Annotated in this window: 9 protein-coding genes; 8 read left to right on the top strand and 1 reads right to left on the bottom strand. The window is 37.5% G+C overall.

The features are described 5' to 3' along the window. Nucleotides 1-499: 499 nt before the first annotated feature. Complete coding sequence (locus IPM56_10700; GenBank protein QQS34730.1) at nt 500-1954, top strand: potassium/proton antiporter; 1455 nt, start codon at nt 500-502, stop codon at nt 1952-1954. A gap of 325 nt (nt 1955-2279) precedes the next feature. On the opposite strand, the gene IPM56_10695 is transcribed toward IPM56_10700, so the two are convergent. After that, a complete protein-coding gene (locus IPM56_10695; GenBank protein ID QQS34729.1) occupies nt 2280-2633 on the bottom strand; it encodes a hypothetical protein in 354 nt (117 codons plus the stop codon). Between the two features lie 430 nt (nt 2634-3063). On the opposite strand from IPM56_10695, the gene IPM56_10690 reads away from it, so the two are divergent. The 7 genes from IPM56_10690 to IPM56_10660 all read left to right on the top strand — a co-directional run bounded on the left by IPM56_10690 (nt 3064) and on the right by IPM56_10660 (nt 19509). Beyond that, nucleotides 3064-3996 (top strand): DUF4350 domain-containing protein, encoded by a 933-nt coding sequence (locus IPM56_10690; protein QQS34728.1) that lies wholly within the window; start codon nt 3064-3066, stop codon nt 3994-3996. A 339-nt stretch (nt 3997-4335) separates the two neighbouring features. After that, entirely contained in the window at nt 4336-4521 is a 186-nt protein-coding gene (locus IPM56_10685) for a hypothetical protein (GenBank protein QQS34727.1), read from the top strand. 445 nt (nt 4522-4966) lie between these two features. After that, a complete protein-coding gene (locus IPM56_10680) occupies nt 4967-5674 on the top strand; it encodes a hypothetical protein (protein QQS34726.1) in 708 nt (235 codons plus the stop codon). Between the two features lie 258 nt (nt 5675-5932). Then, nucleotides 5933-6415, top strand: coding sequence for a DUF2975 domain-containing protein (locus IPM56_10675; GenBank protein ID QQS34725.1), 483 nt, complete (start codon nt 5933-5935; stop codon nt 6413-6415). Between the two features lie 10 nt (nt 6416-6425). Continuing rightward, nucleotides 6426-6635: a helix-turn-helix transcriptional regulator gene (locus IPM56_10670; GenBank protein ID QQS34724.1), complete on the top strand. Its 210-nt coding sequence runs from the start codon at nt 6426-6428 to the stop codon at nt 6633-6635. A 260-nt stretch (nt 6636-6895) separates the two neighbouring features. Then, a complete protein-coding gene (locus IPM56_10665) occupies nt 6896-8161 on the top strand; it encodes a hypothetical protein (GenBank protein QQS34723.1) in 1266 nt (421 codons plus the stop codon). Nucleotides 8162-9042: 881 nt separating this feature from the next. Continuing rightward, complete coding sequence (locus IPM56_10660; GenBank protein QQS34722.1) at nt 9043-19509, top strand: T9SS type A sorting domain-containing protein; 10467 nt, start codon at nt 9043-9045, stop codon at nt 19507-19509. Nucleotides 19510-19675 lie beyond the last annotated feature (166 nt).

Below are 19675 nucleotides of genomic sequence, written 5' to 3'. Positions count from 1 at the left end.
ATTAAACTCAAATTGTTAATACAGTTTAAAACAAAAACCCGGCTTACTAAAAACCGGGCTTTTAATTTCACCCTATCTGCCGCACTAACTAACCCCTGGAACCGATTAATTATCGTATGGATTTTTAATATTGTTTATTCGTATGGTTACGATTTTCTTGTAGTATTTATAGTACAAAAAAAATGTACTCAAGAATACTCTCAGACAAAAAAATACCCGGAGTTATTTTACTCCGGGTGATTGGAGAGATCAAGTAATTCTGTTTAGTGTTCGTTTGCCATGCTATGCGTTGAAAGGTCAGAATTACAATAAGAAGATAAACCTGTATGATTAAATATCAAATTAAAAAATGGAAGCCCTATTGCCTGCCATAAGTACCACTGACTGAAAGTAAAATCACATTCACTCTTCTTAACTTTTGCAATCAATAGTAATTTTAAATTAAAATTCTATATTGCATTTCCATTTGACTTAACAGAATAAAACAAACGGAGAATAAGTGATTGGCATTGATTATATACTTCTAATTACGGCAATCTTAGTCATCATAAGCATTCTCACTGTAAGAGTATTTGCAAATTTTGGTATACCAATGCTTATACTTTTTATAGGTGTGGGTATACTCGCCGGTTCGGAAGGTCTCGGTGGAATATATTTTAATGACGCCGCATTATCTCAATCTGTTGGCATTATTGCATTGATATTTATTCTGTTTGCAGGTGGGCTTGATACTAATTGGTCTTCATCCAAAAAGATTTTGTTGCCTGCGTTGTCGCTTGCAACAGTCGGCGTGCTGTTGACTGCATTAATTGTTGCTTTTTTTGTTTCTTACTTTTTCAATACCACATTCCTTTTTGGTCTACTTATAGGATCAATTGTTTCTTCGACTGACGCATCCGCAGTATTTTCAATTTTACGAATCGGAAATGTCGGACTTAAGGGTTCACTAAAGCCACTTCTTGAACTTGAATCAGGCAGTAACGATCCGATGGCAGTGTTCCTGACGATTGGAACAATTGAACTTTTATTAGCCCCGGATAAAAATGCGTTTGACCTGATATTACTTTTTATCCTTCAGATCGGAATAGGAACTGCATTTGGTTTATCCTTCGGTAAACTAATTACATTATCTATAAACACTTTAAAATTTTCTAATGAAAGTCTATATATAGTATTCGCTTTGGCGCTCTGCATATTTACTTATGCAGCTACAGCGGTAATTGGCGGAAGTGGATTCCTTGCTGTTTATATTTCAGGAATTATAATCGGCAACAGTCAGATCCTTCAGAAAAAAGGAATTACAAGATTCTTTGAAGGACTGGCTTTTCTGAGTCAGGTTGCAATGTTTCTTACACTTGGGTTACTGGTTTTTCCATCTCAGATACTGGAGGTAATAGGAACAGGATTATTAATCAGTTTGGTTTTAATTTTTGTGGCAAGACCAATAAGTATTTTTTTAACGATGATTCCATTCAAATTTAATTGGAAAGATAAACTATTTATTTCCTGGGTTGGTTTACGCGGGGCAGTGCCTATTATACTTGCGACATTCCCTTTACTTGCAGGTGTTGAACACTCAGACCTTATTTTTAACATTGTATTCTTTATTGTCTTAACATCCGCATTACTGCAGGGATGGTCAATAAATCCGGTTGCAAGATTTTTAAAACTTGCTTCACCTCTTGAAAAGAAAAAACAACTGCCTCTCGAATTTACACCCGATGAAAAACTTGATACCGATCTGATTGATTTTATTGTCAGTTATGATTCAACAGTTATAGGTAAACAGATAGTCGATCTTGGTTTTCCCTCAGACAGTAGAATTGTTTTAATCTATCGAAATGAAAAAAGTATTGTTCCCAGTGGAGGAACATTATTAGAAGCAGGCGACACAGTTTTGATACTTGTAAATAAAAATAACCTGAATGAAATAAAGCAAATATTTACAATGTAGAATTGTGAAGTGTGACTAATGATGTTTTTGAGGCAGTTATTGAAATACAAATTACTACGGACATTGAACAAAAAAGGTTAGATTGTCAGGTAATCTTTAGCGATCGTCAATTATCATTAGCAATCTAACCTGCTTGAATTAAACCAGGTACATTTTAAAATAATAGAAAGTATATTATTCCAACTGGAAGCAGTAACCACAATATTCCAATGAATAAATCCTTCCAAAAACTCTTTTTATCTTCTTCCTGATGCGGGGTCATAATTCTTTTCCTTAACATTAGGCATAGTTAGCCTGTTTAGTTTAGTGTTTATTTATTTTATAGTTAAATGGAAAAGAATTGCGGAGGGCTTCTTGGTGTTGTTTTTCCGATGACAATAAGTATGGGATTTACGCTAAACTCGGGAGAGGTAAGTATTTTGAAATATTCATTAGAATTGAAATTTACATCCCAAATATCAAAGTCAATAATTTCAAGTGATCTTAGCCTTATTAGTTCGTTTACTTTACTCGTCTGAGTTTGGGTTATAGCTATATTTCCGGTTTCTTGCGAATTCAGAACATTAAAAATATAATCCCTATGCTTTTGCTGATCATCAAACGTGATTTTATGTGCGATCACATTCAATTGCATTACAGCAATTACAAATAAAAGAATTAATGTTCGGGATATTGGCAAACTCGTTTTCGAATAAATAATATTTAAAAGGAAATTTTTCATTTAATAATTATAAATATAGGCATTTTGACAGAAAATATTTCTATAACTTTTTTCATAATTAATCCACGGAGTTTTGTCCAACCATCTTTCTTAACAATTATTCATTTTTACTCACCAACAGAGGGCACAGTATATATTGCTTAACAAAGCTACTCTTATCTACTTCCAAATATTGAAAGGGAAAGTAAGAAAGGATTATTCTCCGCATGACGAAAATAATTGTTTACAGGGACCCCCTGTAAGAAACAAAAATGATTTATAGGCATCTTGATATATAAGACAAAGACTGTCCGTTCAGAACCTGAATGACTATTGTTCATTAAATATATTCAAACTTAGTAACCGGGAAAGAGTTTTTTAGTCTAATGTTAACAAAGGAGATTTTAATATGAAGAGACTATCCACAGGCATTGTCACTGTAACCATTATGTTTAGTATACTGTTTTACAGCAGCTTTGTGCTTGCCCAACAGTTTGGTGATTCAACTTATACTCCAAAGATTGATAACCCGGTATATAATTATGGTGAAGGACCAACTATATTTATTGATGAAGCGCACAATAACTTTCACACTATGCAGGGGCGGTACAAACCGTTTGCGGATGTACTTGCAAAGGACGGGTATGTTATAAAACCATTCAGCACTCAGTTTACGGTGGAAGAATTAGCAGGGTGTAAGATCCTTGTGATTGCAAATGCATTGAATGAGAGGAATATTTCCGACTGGACTCTGCCTACACCTTCAGCTTTTACTCCCGACGAAATTGAGCAGTTAGCGGAATGGGTCAGCAGCGGAGGAAGTTTATTTTTAATAGCCGATCATATGCCTTTCCCCGGCGCTGCTATGGAGCTTGCTCAGAGGTTTGGATTCAGAATGAATAACGGTTTTGCAGGTGACACAACCCAGTTAGGCTCGCCTGATCTTTTTACATTAAGGGATAAAACTCTTGCAAAGAATATTATCACCACAGGCAGGAATGTTTCTGAATCTGTTGATTCAATAATTTCGTTTACGGGACAGGCATTTCAAATACCGGGTGACGCTTATTCAGTTCTTAATTTCAACAGCAATTTTATTTCGTTAATGCCTGATACAGCGTGGAATTTTAATGACAGCACTCCTAAAATATCTGTTGAGGGCTGGTCGCAGGGTGCGGTTAAGAAATACGGTAAGGGAAGGATTATTACCTGGGGTGAAGCGGCAATGTTTACAGCACAGGTTTCGAATGAGCGGAGAGTGGGTCTGAACACACCACGGGCAAAGTGTAATCTTCAGTTGTTGTTGAATATCATTCACTGGCTTGATGGGAAATTGGATTAATGATTTTAGAATGACACACAAGAAAAGGATTTAACCGCAGGAATCATAATGAACACTGAATAATGATTAACGATTTTTGATTGATGATTTTAGAAGGGCAGAAAAAAAGATTTAACCGCAGAGAGCGCAGAGAAGGCGCAGAGATACGCGGAGGAATATCTGGATGAGTGAAAGATTAAATGGATGCTGGATACAAGAGGCTTGATACCGGATACTGGAAACCACATAGGTACGGGCGTGGGAAGCAACGTGTCATACTGAGTGGCACTGCCACCGAAGTATGTACAAAGCAGATGAATATGGAATGGATGTTAAAAAATTTAAAGATTAAAAGATTGAATGATTGAATGGATGCCCGACCTTGCCTGCCGGCAGACGGGTACAAGATACCAGATGCCTGATACTGGATACCGGATACCTGATGCCGGAAAACAAAATGTGATACTTAGTTTCAATGGAGTCGAAGTATGTCCGATCGCTGATGAGCACAACATGATTTCATTTCTGTTACGGCCCAAGCTGTGACAGAAATATCCAAATACAATACAGAGACACACACATCTAATAAAATAAAATTTTTCACTTCACTCAATAATTGCTGAACAACAAACACGCAGCATGGTTTGTATTTTTTTATCAGCACTAAAGTCTTAAATAAAATACAAAATCAGTAGAGCAAAGATCCTATTGATAATATTCTCCGGAAAATACTGGAGTAATTTTTGCGGGGACAATGTGACTTAGGAATGAAGACAGGAGAAGAGGAGAGAGGAAAGGCAATATGAAATAGGCAGTAGGCAATATGCAATAGGCAGTAGGCAATATGCAATAGGCAGCAGACAATAGGCAGTAGGGGTAAGGAAAATTAAAATCAAAAGAGAAAAGCTAATTCAATCGATATCCAATTATTAATAAATGATTACCGCACTCTAATTACAATAAACTATAAATAAACTTCAGGGAGATGGAAATGAAAAATACATTCAAGGTAATGCTGATCGGCTCATTCGTTTTTCTATTTAATTCGTGGATATTAAACGCACAGGTAAGAGATAGTTCATCATTGAAAGATCTTCACACATTCAATATTTATTTTATTAATGGATATGCTTTATCATATGATTTTTATAAGAGCGATAAATTTTATCTCCGTGCAGAGTTGGATATTTCTACAAACAAGTCGGATATTGATGATGAAGGCAGATCAGTTTACGGCAGCACAACAATAGATAATAACAAGATAGATGGAAACAGAGTCAATGAATATTTTTATGTTGGGTTCTCACCACAGATTATTGTCCCGGTATTTTCAACTTCATTCGGACAACTATATTTAGGTTGTGGTCCCTCATTGGGTTACTCGGTTAGAAAATCATCATACGAGGAACAGCGCATTTCTGATACAGGAACTTCATCGGGTTTTACCAATTCAAATAATGAAACTTATTATGATGCTGGTGTTCTGGTGATTGGCGGGGTTAAAGCCTTTATTGCTGACAATATAAGTTTGTTTGCTGAAGTTCACCTTAATGGAGGTATCACCTGGCTAAAAGAAGAAAATAATAATGTATCATCCAATAGTATTTCAGCTTCTATAATTAGCAGCAGGTCAATAGAAAGTGACGGCTGGTTTTATGATGCCCGGTTCATCAGACTTGGTGTTTCATTATCTCTTTGACATGATAAAGTACTTTATCTTCTCATTGTTATAGATTAAAAGTCGGTCCCGGAAATACAAATCTTTATGCTGATGGCACATCCATCAGCATTTTTTTTTGTATGATGAAACAAGAAACCATCACCCGCGGGGGCTGGAATAATAGTAATAAAGCAAAGTTTAGTGTGTTTCAGTAAAAATATAGTGTATATCAATATAAATATATTGACAAACGATAAATAATTTATTAGCTTTGGCGTAAACAAATTAAGGCACTTTATGAAAAAAGGTTCAATAATATTCCTGAAGATCGTTATTTGTCTTATAGGAATTCTCACTCTTGCGCTGATGCTTTGGGAACCACATCTCGAAGGAAGGAATGTAAATGCGACAGTCTTTGAGATTTATTTTAAGGATCCGTTCTTAGCTTATGTTTACATTGGGTCAATTCCGTTTTTCTTTGCGCTTTATCAGGCTATTAAACTTTTAAGCTACATTGATAAGAATAAAATTTTCTCACAACATTCTGTTAAAGCTGTAAGAAATATTAAATACTGCGGGATTGCTCTTGTCATTTTTATTATCGGGGCTGAAGGATACCTGTTTATTTTTGAGCGAGGCAAGGATGATATTACAGGGGCTGTTATGCTGGGTCTGATTGCGATATTTATCACCTCCGTAGTTACAACCGCCGCAGGTGTTTTTCAAAAACTTCTGCAGAATGCCGTAGATTTAAAAGCCGAGAATGATTTAACAGTATAAAGGAGCATGTATGTCAATCATAATAAATATTGATGTAATGCTTGCAAAAAGAAAAATGAGCGTTACTGAACTTTCAGAAAAGATCGGGATTACAATGGCTAATCTTTCGATATTAAAAAACGGAAAAGCAAAAGCTATCCGGCTCTCAACCTTAGAAGCTATCTGTAAAGCATTAGACTGCCAGCCGGGTGATATTATTGAATACAAAAACAACGGGTAGTTAGATATTAATTATGAGTTATGAGCCTGCCTGACGGCAAGGCAGGTTATGAATTATGAGGCTGCCTGTCAGCAGGCAGGTTATGAGTAAAAAAGTGATATAGAATTAAATAGATTTGGGATGACATAATCAAACATGACTAATGTTTGTTAGTTAATTGATTTTCGGTGGAGTGGGGAAGTCATAACAATTATAAAATGTATTTGACGTAATCATACCGTTCTCATAAATTGAATACATATATTTATCAGGGTATGAAATTGAGAACCTCATTATTATTTCTTCTTTTATTTCCCGGTCTTATTCATCCTTTCGGCTTTAATACTTCCATTGAGGATTCCATCTCAATTAAACAAAAAAAATATGACAGTATTTATAAACTGGTTATCAATGGAAAATATACGGAATGTGAGCAGATCATTAATGAATTGATAAATGACAAAATTTATCTTTATAATCTGCTGCTACAGAAGCAGGTTCTTGATGATTTTAATTCAGGCAAAATAAAAGAAAAAAATCTGAAGCAATATTTTGAATTGTTTAATGCATACGACAACCATCTGCTCAAAGAAAGTGAACTGGATTTATATAGACGAATATTTGACCAGTATGCACCATTTCAAATGCTGAAAGCTTTTAACTTTAACAGATTGCAGGAATCAGGTAAAGCAAAACTGGTTTATGACAAATTGATCAGCGAGGATTCCACAAACTATTTATTTTATAGCTGCCGCGGAGATTGGTTTTCCTCACAGTTGATGTTTGATAGCGCTCTGATTGATTACACTACTGCTCTCCGACTTAATCCTGAGTCCGACTATTGCTATCTGGGCGCAGGTTTGATTTATGATAAGCAACAGGATTATAAAAAAGCATATGAAATGTTATCTAAGGTAAAACTCTTCGGACTATTCAGTACAGAAATTCTGCGAATCCGGACAGCATACAATAACTATGCTGCACAACTGATGAGTGAAAAAAACTATGAACTTGCACTCAGCGTTTTAGACGAAAGCTTATCATTTAATGATTCGTTTAATGACAGATATCAGGATATACTATTTACTAACAGAGGTATTGTCAAATATAAATTAAAAAAATATGAGGATGCCCTGAATGATTTTGATGAAGCGCTATACAGGGAAGGTGACACTCTGAAAATATGTAAAAGCAGGTACGCGGTTTTCCTGGAATTGAAACAGAATATTGATGCAATAAAAGATCTGAACTATATTCTGATCCATGAACCATCAAACACGTCTTATCTTTATATCATCGGTGAGATATATTATGAGATGGAAGATTATTCAAAAGTATTGGTGTATATGAAAAAGATTTTGACCATCGAACCTGATAACACATCTGCTTTATATTTATGCGGAGTAAGCTGTGATTTTCTGAAGATGTATAAAGAAGCAGTGGATCACTATAATGACTTTATACGTTATGAAAAGGAGCAGCAGGATAAACGTTATCTCTTTGTACAAAAGCGCGCTGTTGAATTAATAAAAACTCTAAAACAATAATTCCATAGTTCTCATTAAATCGTAACCTAATTCCTTACGGCTTACATTTACAGGGCAACTCCCTATCAGGTTTATAAAGAGTTTTGAAAAGTGGTTCAGTTTTTATCAAAATATTTTTTCAAATAAATAGTCTTCATCCCGCACACTCACGCATTAAAAGTGTCTGTGGAGAATCGACAAGTTCTAGATTCTCAGCAAAAAAAAGATATTTCAGAGTATTGAAGTTGTTCTGAAATATTTCTTAGAAATTTGTTCAGCATCCCGCTAATTATTTAACTATTCATCAATTTATCTTTAATTTCTTTTGAGTTTTATCAAACCCCGAATTGTGGCAACGTTTTCTGATTATTTTATTTTGAAGTTCAGTTATTGTTGTCTCATATTATTTAAAAAATTTATTTTGACTTTCTTCCGCCGAAAGACTATAATTAAACCATTCGTGTCGTCTCGCTCTTCATGAAGTATGATCAAATGGGGAAAAAGTTTTTTTATACTTTTATTGACCTGTAATTATATCAAGACCAAGGTATTTTTAGGACTAAGGCATTAGTGGACGTCAACTGATCCGATAGATAAAATTGTGTCCGAGCATTTTTGAATTTATTCATTATTTATTTTCAATCGGATGAGTTGTACTATGGTCATCGAACATACCAGAATTAAATGTGTTGGAAGCATACCGGTATCTTTTTTAACTCACCAGTTTAAATTATCACTATTGTTCGAGAGGTAACAAATGTAAAAGACGAACGTCCTCAAATTCAAGTTCAGAAAGCTGTGCAGTACAAAACAAATTTTCGTTTGCTCATAAGTTCATTCGTTCGGTTTCGCTGTGTTCTTAAAATAACTAAATAAAAAATTCATATTATGAGGTGGGTACTATGCAACAATCATTGTACAAGTATTTCTGCGCCTTTCTTCTTATTGCTGTAACTGTGTTCAGCAGTAATCTTTTCGGACAACCCTATAATATCCCGGGGGATTATGCAACAATACAAGCTGCAATTACTTTTTTAAACTCGAACCCTGTTCCTTCCGGTGGCATTACATTTAATGTTGCTGCCGGTCATACTGAAACTATTTCCGACTCGCTCATTTTAACCGCAACAGGAACTTCTTCTGATCCGATAGTTTTTCAGAAAAATGGCGGCGGACTTAATCCTAAAATTACCAGGACTGATGCCGGTACGAGAGCAACCAGTACTTTTGCCGCTCAGGGTGATGCTGTGATAATAATCCAGGGTTCCGATTATGTAACGTTTGATGGTATTGATGTGGCAGCGAACGATCAGGGTATCGAATATGGTTATTTCCTCCGGAGGGGAAGCGATGTTGATGGTTGTAAGTTTGTGACCATCAAAAATGCAACAGTTGATTTAACCAAAGGAACGAGTGCTTTTGTTATAGGCATTTATTCCTCAAATCTTGTCGAAGGCTCACCATTAAATTCATCAACAGGAATAGTGCTTACGTCAACAGGCGGAAGGCATGAAAATGTTACTTTAACAGGTAATACTATTCAGGATGTTCATGCAGGTATTGTGTTGCGCGGCTACGTTCACACAACTCCATTTGATTTTTATGATCAGAATTTTACTATCGGGCAAAATGGTGCTGGTAACATAATACAGAATTACGGCGGCGGAAGTAATACAACGTCCTATGCTGTTTATATGATATACCATAACAACCTTAGTGTGGGTTATAATACAATAAATAATACGGCAGGAGGTGGTTCAGGATTTACATCGACAGGCTACGGAATTTTTACATCAACAGCGACTTCTTCAAACCTTAATGTGATAAATAATACGGTAACCGTCACAAGTATTGCAACTACTTCCAGTTTAGCTGCTATAAGCAGTAGTTCCGGAAGTACTGCAGCAGGGAACACGCTCAATTTTAATAACAATATCGTAACTAATTGTTCATACACTACAGCAACCACCGGAACCTTTGATGCAATAGTAGCAACGGGTTCTGCGGCCATCGTCAATCTTAACAGCAATACTGTAAGTAATAATGTGCAGGCGGGAACCGGACTTTTTACATGTATAGAAGCAGGTTCTCCTACTACTCTTAATATGAACAACAACACTGTAAACGGTAACCAGAAGACGGGTGCATCAGGTACGTTGTACTGTACCCGTGCTGCTACAAGTATAATTACTTACAGTAGTAATAATATTTTTAATAATTCTTTTACTGCATCTTCAGGTACATCCAGCTGCATTTTATACGGCTATTATAATATTTCTTCTCCTACTGAAGAGTATATCTTCAATAATAATATTTATGATTTATCAGTAGCTGGAACTAATACAGGTACATCATCAATACTTTATGGCATTCATACTAATACCGTAGCTGCTGCTGTAAAGGAAATCTATGATAATGATATCTATAATCTGAGTGCTCAATCAGGAACAGTTTATGGAATCTCACAACTTTTGGGAGCGAATGTGAGGATCTATAAAAACAGTATTTATAATCTTTCTAACGCATCAACAGTTACTACTACTGCAAGAACTGTTGGTATTCAGATTAGCTCCGGAACAGTCTATGCATATAATAATTTTATTTCGGATTTAAAAGCACCAAACTCCACAAGTATTGAAGCAATAAGAGGAATAAGTATTACAAGCTCAACTTCTACATCTACAATCGGTTTATACTTTAATACGATATTCTTAAATGCTTCCGGAGGGGCAAACTTTGGAACATCCGGTATATACCACACGTTAAGCGCAACCACAACTACGGCATCGCTTGATATGAGGAATAATATTATTGTAAATAATTCGACACCATCCGGTACAGGTTTAACAGTAGCTTTCAGAAGAAGTTCGGCAACAAGTCTGAATAATTATTCTGAAACATCGAACAATAATGACTTTTACGCGGGAACGCCCGGTGCCAGCAATCTTATATTTTATGATGGAACAAATTCAGATCAGAATTTGGGCGATTTTAAAAACAGGGTGACACCCAGGGAAACAAGTTCATTTACCGAAAATCCTCCTTTTATTAATTCAGCAGTTGCTCCATACAATCTTCATCTGAGTACTTTGATCGCAACACAAACAGAATCAGGAGGAACTCCGGTCACAACACCTATAGCAGTTACAGATGACTTTGACGGTATCACAAGAAATGCTGTTACCCCTGATGTTGGGGCTGATGAGTTTTCAGGGATTGGAGCTGATTTTACTCCTCCAACAATCTCATACACTTCTTTAGCAAATACAGGTTCCCTTACAAACAGGTCATTGGTTGTTAACATAACAGATGCAAGTGGAGTGCCCACTACTGCGCCAGGATGGCCGATCTTGTACTGGAGAATAAATGCCGGTTCATGGACGGCCGCAACACCAGTATCCGTTTCAGGTAGTGACTACACTTATAACTTTGGAGCGGGAGTAGTTTTAGGTGATGTAGTGAGTTACTATGTTGTTGCGCAGGATGTTCCGGGTAATGTGACTGCATTGCCATCTGCAGGAGCGGGAGGATTCACAACAAATCCGCCAGCAGCATCAACTCCGCCGACTACACCATACTCTTATACTATTGTATCATCTCCGCTGGCTGGTGATTACACAGTCGGATTAAATCTCTTCAATAGTTTAACCGGAAAGAATATTTCATTTGAAAAAGTAACACACAAAGTAATGAAGCAAGTGTGGTTTGAAAATCCGCTTTCTGAAGCAGAATTGAAAAGTGAAATTCCGGTCGAACCAACTGGATTCTTCCAACTTATGGAAGTTGAAGAGATAACCTGGAAACCTATGCAGAATGGGGTAGAGTACACTGGTGATTTATATGTAAAAAGATCCGAATATCCTCAATTGAATTTTCCTGATGGCATAGAAGGACTTTATGCAACAATAACTGCGGCGGTACAGGATCTGAATGTGCGCGGTATAAGTGCAGCGACTAATTTCCTTTTAGTTGATGCTACATATCCAACTGAAACATTCCCGATAACTATTGATATTGCGAATGAATATCTGCCGAGTGCTGTAAATCCATTTACCATCAAACCTAACACTGGTGTAACAGCAACGGTATCAGGTATTTCAGCTTCATCTATATTTAAACTGAATGGCGCTGACTACATCACATTTGATGGTTCAAATTCAGGAACATCAAGCAGAAACCTTACCATTGAGAATACATCCACCGGAACTAATACGGCTGTGTTCTGGATATCAAGTCTCGGTGACGGTGCCGGCGCATCAAACAATACGATAAAGAATTGTATTGTTAAATCCGGTTCAAACACAGTAACATCGACATTTGGTATTTACAGCGGTGGTGCTACTATTTCTACAACCGGAACCGGCAGTGATAATGACAATCTTACAGTTCAGAATAATGAAGTTATTAAATCATACCGTGCGGTATATTCAAGAGGAACAACATCAGGTCTTACTGATGGATTGAACATAACTCAAAATACAATTGGTTCTTCCAATGTTGACGACTATGTTTTATTCAGAGGTGTTGATATTACAAATGCATCGTCACCTAATGTAAGCAACAACACCATCTTTAACTTTTTTATGACGGCAACCGGATCTATTGCTGGAATAGAACTCGGAACAAATGTTACAGATGCAACACTATCCAAAAATTATATTCATACTCTTGAAACGAATAATACAGGTGGTTACGGTGCATATGGTATTTTTATTTCTTCCGGCACCGGAACATCCGGAATTACAATTGCAAATAATTCAATTGCCGGATTAAGAACTTATGGTGACGGTAACAGCACTACTTTTAATCCTTTTGGTATTCGCATTACAGGCGGCACGGGACATAAAGTTTATTTCAATAGTATTAATATGTTCGGTGCGTTCTCTGAACCGGACACGAATAATATAAGTGCTGCCATTGAAATAACTTCCAATACTGTTACGGGACTGGATATACGTAATAATATTTTTGCAAACAGTATGACAGGTGCTGTTAATAGCAAGGTATATTCTATTTACGCTGTCACAGGCGTTACCTTCGGCACAATAAATAATAACGACTACTTTGTAAGCGGTTCGAACGGAGTACTTGGATTCCTGAGTGTAGATATTCCAACTTTAACAGGATGGAAATTTGCAAGCGGACAGGATGCCAGTTCATATAATGCAAATCCGCTTTTCACTGGTAATCTGAACTTACATATAAATTCAGGTTTAACGCCGACAGTACTTGAATCAGGCGGTGCAACAATCGCCGGTATAAATACTGATTTTGATAATGATGCCAGACCGGGACCGGTTGGTTCTGTAAACGGCGGCGCAACGGCACCTGATATCGGTGTTGATGAATTTGATGGTGTTCCATCTGTTCCGATGGTTTATGCATCAAGTACCGTTACTCAGACTAATACTGGTTATTTGTTAAATGGAAGTACAAACAATGAAATTATCGGGATACAGGTTGTAACAACAGGAGCAAATGATCCTTTAATATTAGAGAGTCTTAGTATAACAACTACCGGTACAACAAATCTTGCAGATATAACAAATGCAAAAGTATGGTACTCAGGTACAAGTCCTGTATTTGCAACTGCGGTTCAATTTGGAACTACTTTGGCAGTACCTACTGCTTCGTTTTCAGTAACAGGAAGCCAGGCTCTTGTTGAAGGCACAAATTATTTCTGGCTGACATTTGATTTACCGGCAAATCCAACAGGCGGCAACACAGTTGATGCACAGTGTAATAGTATTACATTAAGTACAACTCCATATACTCCAACAGTAACTAACCCCGCAGGTAATCGTTCAATACTTGGTGTGTTGTCGGGTAATTATAATGTTGGTACTTCACATGTATTTACTTCACTAACAAACGCTGTTGTAGCGCTAAATACCAATGGTGTAAGTGGTGCGGTAACATTCAATTTGACGGACGCAAACTACAGCACAGGAGAAACATTCCCCGTGACTATTAACCAGGTTACAGGTGCCAGTGCCGTAAATACAATTACGATTAAACCGGCTGCATCAGTTACAACAAGCGTGGTCGGAACAGCGGCATCAATAATAAAACTGAATGGCGCTGACTATATAATCATCGATGGTTCGAACAGCGGAGGAACAGACAGGAGTCTGACAATAACAAATAATAGTACATCTACAAGCTCTGCTGCTGTTTGGGTATCAAGCCTTGGAACCGGTGCAGGCGCTGAAAATAATACAATAAAGAATTGTAATATTTCCGCCGGAAGTAATTCAGTCACATCAACTTTCGGAATAATCGCTTCAGGCACAACCATTTCTACTTCAGGTACAGGCGCAGGCAATAACGATCTGAATATTATCAATAACAATATTATTAAATCTTATTATGCAATCTTTACACGCGGTGTTGCTTCAACAGGATTGCTCACAGGTTTAAATATCTCTAACAACCTCATAGGCTCGAATGTTTTTGATGATGTAGTTACATTCAGAGGAATTGATATTACAAATGCTACAGCACCTGTTGTATCACAGAACGAAATATTTAATATGCAGATTGCAACATCAGTCAGTATTGCTGGTATAGATATGGGTACCAACGTAACCGATGCAATGGTAAGCAGAAATAAAATCTATGGTTTACGTTCATTGACTACCAGTGCTTATGGCGCATATGGAATTAATATTTCTTCCGGAACAGGCACAAGCGGAATTCAAATAGTTAATAACCTGATTTATGATCTGATCGTGGATGGTGATGGAACGAGTACCACTTTCAATGCGTTCGGTATCAGAATTACAGGCGGTGCAAATCATAAAGTATATTACAACTCCGTAAATCTTTTTGGTGCGCTGACCGGAACTACAAGTACGACTGCAGATATATCTGCGGCTTTAATCATAACTTCCAGTACTGTTACCGGAATTGATATAAGAGATAACATTTTCTCAAACAGTATAACGGGAATAAATCCAAATGGTGTAAAGAGTTATTCTGAATATGTTGCAGCCGGAACAACACTCGGAACAAGTAATTATAACAACAACTATGTTAGCGGAGCCAATGGCATCTTCGGCTATTTTGCTGCTGATATACTCACATTAGCTGCATGGCGAACAGCTACAGGTCAGGATTTAAATTCAATAGATACCAATCCTGCATTTAATTCTAATTCGAATCTTGTACCTCAGATAGGTTCTCCTGTGCTTGATGCCGGAACCCCGATTGCAGGAGTTACAATTGACTTCTCAGGTGTTATTAGAGATGTCACAAATCCATCAATTGGCGCTTATGAAAACGGTGCTGATGCTGTTGGTCCTGAAATAATTTATGCTGCATTTGTAAATACAACTTCGACTTCAAACAGAATATTAACAGATGTTACAATAAATGATTTCTCAGGTGTAAACGTAACAACTTTTAAACCAAGGATATATTATAAAAAATCGACTGACGCTGATGTCTTTGGCGGAAATACAAGTGGCGACAACGGATGGAAGTGGACTGAAACTGCACAAACAGTTTCACCATTTAGTTTCACTGTTGATTATTCAAAAATTTTCGGCGGAACGGTGACAATGAACGATACTGTGCAATACTTTGTTACTGCACAGGATTTGTTTACCACACCGCAGGTAAGTGCAAATCCTTCGTTAGGGTTCGCCGCAACAACTGTAGCAAGCGTTACATCGGCACCTGATTTTCCATATGCATATAAAATTGTCGGTGCGCCTATGTCCGGTGATTATACGGTTGGCATAGGTGAGTTCAACAGACTAAATAATCGTAATCTGAAATTGGAAACCAGGACCAGGAAAGTTACAATACAAGTTCCTGTTGATGTGGAAGTTCAGAAAAACAAATCTGAATTGAACAAAACTTTATTGGATGGAAAATCTTCATTGCAGACAAACAATGATATGAAACTGAAGACTTCATTTAAACAGAATGATGAATTGACAGTTATCGTATCAAACCAGGGGAAAGATGTTTCCAATGAAATCAAAGAGGAATCAGAAACTCAGATAGTTACGAACTACGTTGAAAAAGAAATCGATCAGGAATATACTGTTCTTGTTGAAAACGGAGTTGTGTTTGAGTGGAAGTCTTATGACGAAAGACAAGCAGACGGTGTTATTGAAGGTCTGTATCCCTCAATCTCTGCTGCAATTGCAGACGTTAATGAGCGCGGCGTATCTGGTCCGGTAAGACTTCTGCTTACAGATGCCTCTTACACTGAAACATATCCGATTGTTTTAGGTAACGTGGTCGGTTCCAGTGCGATAAATACAATAACAATAAAACCATCGACAAGTGTTACAACTGTTATCAATGCAGCATCGCCGGTAACAGCAATGTTTCATTTAGATGGTGCGAAGTATTTTGTGTTTGATGGATCGAACCAGACTTCGGGAACAACACGTAATATGACATTTGCAAATAGTAGTTCATCAATACCTGTCTTCAGGATGGAGAATGATGCATCCTACAATGTTGTAAAGAATTCAGTATTTAATACGCAGAATACCAGTTCTACAAGCGGTGCGGTTGTTCTCTTAAGCACGACTGCCGCAAAAGGAAATACAGGCAACAGTTTCTTAAATAATCAGTTTCTTGATAATGCAGGTACAAGGAGTGCAAACTATATTTATTCATCCGGAGCTACTGCATTACCAAATGATTCAACAACTGTTACAGGAAATGAATTTGCAAACTTTACTGCATCCGGTGTGCGGGGAGCTACGGGAAGCGGTAGTAACTGGACGATCAGCAATAACCATTTCTATTGCAGTATAAGTGCGGCTTCTGCTTTAACCCCGATAAACCTTACACCGGGAATTGGTTCAGTATCCAATTCAATAACCGGAAACTTTATCGGCGGTTCAGCAATGAATGCCGGAGGAACTCCTTTAGTAGTTACATCTTCCTCGTCATTCTCTGGAATGACAGTTAGTGTTGATTCAATTATAAGTTCCTCTGTATCCAGCAATGTGATAAGAAATATTAATCTGCAGGGTACCGGTTCACATTCGTTTACAGGTATTAATGCTACAGGCGGAAGTCTTAGTATTTCAAATAATATTGTTGGTGATTCACTTAGCGCAAACAGTATACTTGTTGCAGGCAGTTCAACAACAACGGGCATCCGTGTTGATGCAACTAATCATACAAACTCTTTCACCGTTTCCGGTAACAGGATTGCTAACCTGAATGCTTCCGGAACCGGAACCGCAGTAAGAGTACGCGGTATTATCCAGGATATTGTTAACTGTAACGCAAGTTATCTTAACAATACAATACATAATCTTTCCACTCAGAGTACAGGTACAGGAATAGCAGCTGGTTCTCAGGCTGCGGTTGGTATCTATATTTACCAGGAAGGTTATGTAGGAGTTCATCCGATTGTTTCAGGAAATACTATCTACAACATCTCTGCGGATAATAACACTGCTGTTGCCACCGCATCTGCAGGTATGTTCTGTACAAATTTTGATGGTGTAATAAACGCTAATAAAATTTATAACATCACTAATTTATCGACCGGTACCAACCAGGATACACCACCAATTGCTGCGGGACTGTATTTTAGATATACAGGAAGTGGTAATGCTATCATAAACAATATGATCTCATTAGGTGATGGACAGACAAACGGAGTATCTTATATCGGTATACTAAATGTGATCGGATTTATAACTAATACAATTAATGTTCATAATAATACTGTCAGTCTTTCAGGAACAGCAAGTGCTGACGGGTTAAACACATTCGCATTCAGGAGAGGTTATAATGCAACTGACTCAGCAATAACCACAATCAGTATGAAGAATAATATCTTTGATAATCAAAGAACCGGCGGAACCGGTAAGCATTATTCAATAGCTAACTTCTTTTATGCTGATGGCTGGATTGCGAATGCGTCAGATTATAACGTACTGAATAGTTCCTCAGCTTCAACGGTAGGTAACTGGATAGACACAGATCAGACTTTTGATAGCTGGAAAACTATTAGCGGAGGTGATTCAGAAAGTATATCAGGTGAAACCGTTACATACACAAGTGTTGGTAACGGAGATCTGCATTTGAATATGGGCACAACTGCCACACTGCTTGAATCCGGCGGAACAATAATCTCAGGTCTTAATTTTGACTTTGATGGTGATGTTCGTCCCGGACCATTAGGATCAGTAAACGGAGGTGCTACCGCGCCTGATCTTGGTGCAGATGAGTTTGACGGTGTTCCTGCAGCATCATCTACTTTCCAGCTTTCAGTAAATGTAACTAACGGCTGGAACATGACATCAATACCAGGCTTGCATCCTGTTAACCAGAATGTAAACACCTGGTGGATAAACAGAAATCCGTTAGCAGACGTTTACAAGTGGAATGGTTCTTATACAGTTGTGACACTCGCTGATCCGAGCGAAGGATACTGGATGCTGCATACCGGCGATCAGACATATAATACCGGAGAGGAATGGCCTTCAGGCGGAATCCAGATTGTAGCTCACGATCCAATACCTGTAATAAACGGATGGAATATGATTGGTGGTTATGAATCAAATATTCCTGTCGCGGGTTTAACTACAACACCTCCCGGAATTATAGTGACAAACACAATCTACGGATGGAATGGCTCTTACTATAATCCAACCAACTTAGAACCTGGTTATGGTTACTGGGTATTAATTAATGGAGGACCCGGTGTGATCAATGTCCCAACCGTAATCGATGGCAGCGGTACAATTGCCAAACAGGATGATAGAAGCAGTTGGGGTAAGATCATTGTGACTGATGCGACAGGCAAACACTTCACATTGTACACAGTAAATGGTGAAGTTAATCTTGATCATTACCAGATGCCGCCAATGCCACCAGCAGGTGCATTTGATGTCAGATACAGCAGTCAGAGAATGGCAGAAAATATCAGGACAAACAGTCGGACCATAGAAATGAACTCAATGGTTTACCCTGTTACAGTCAGGATAGAAAATGTCAGCATAAAACTGCAGGATGAAACAGGCAGGATAGTAAATACAAGAATGAAGGACGGTGAAGAATACTTAATCAGCAACAGCCAGGTAAGCAAGCTGAATGTATCAGAGAATATAATACCGGACGTATACGCACTGGATCAAAACTATCCAAACCCGTTTAATCCGAGTACATTAATCAGGTTCTCACTGCCTGAAGATGTATCAAATGTGACGCTTACTATTTACAATGCCCTCGGACAGAAAGTAACAGAACTGATAAACAGTAAACTCGAAGCAGGACAGTATGAGTATCGCTGGAATGCAAATGATGTTGCCAGCGGATTGTACATCTATGAATTGAGAACGGAAAAATTCAGTTCAGTGAAAAAGATGATGTTGTTGAAGTAAGTATATTTATTTCGTTCTATTATTAAAGGCGGTCCAAACAACCGCCTTTAACTTTTTAAAAGCTTTGACTTTAAGCAATGTATGGCATAATATTACTTCGTGTTTTTTATCAATCTGACAGAATTATTTTCTGTGGGATTGAAGAATCCGATCCGGCTAAAAATTA

The organism is Ignavibacteriales bacterium, assembly GCA_016700155.1.
Taxonomy (GTDB): domain Bacteria; phylum Bacteroidota; class Ignavibacteria; order Ignavibacteriales; family Ignavibacteriaceae.
This window is presented reverse-complemented; position numbering and strand designations above follow the sequence as displayed.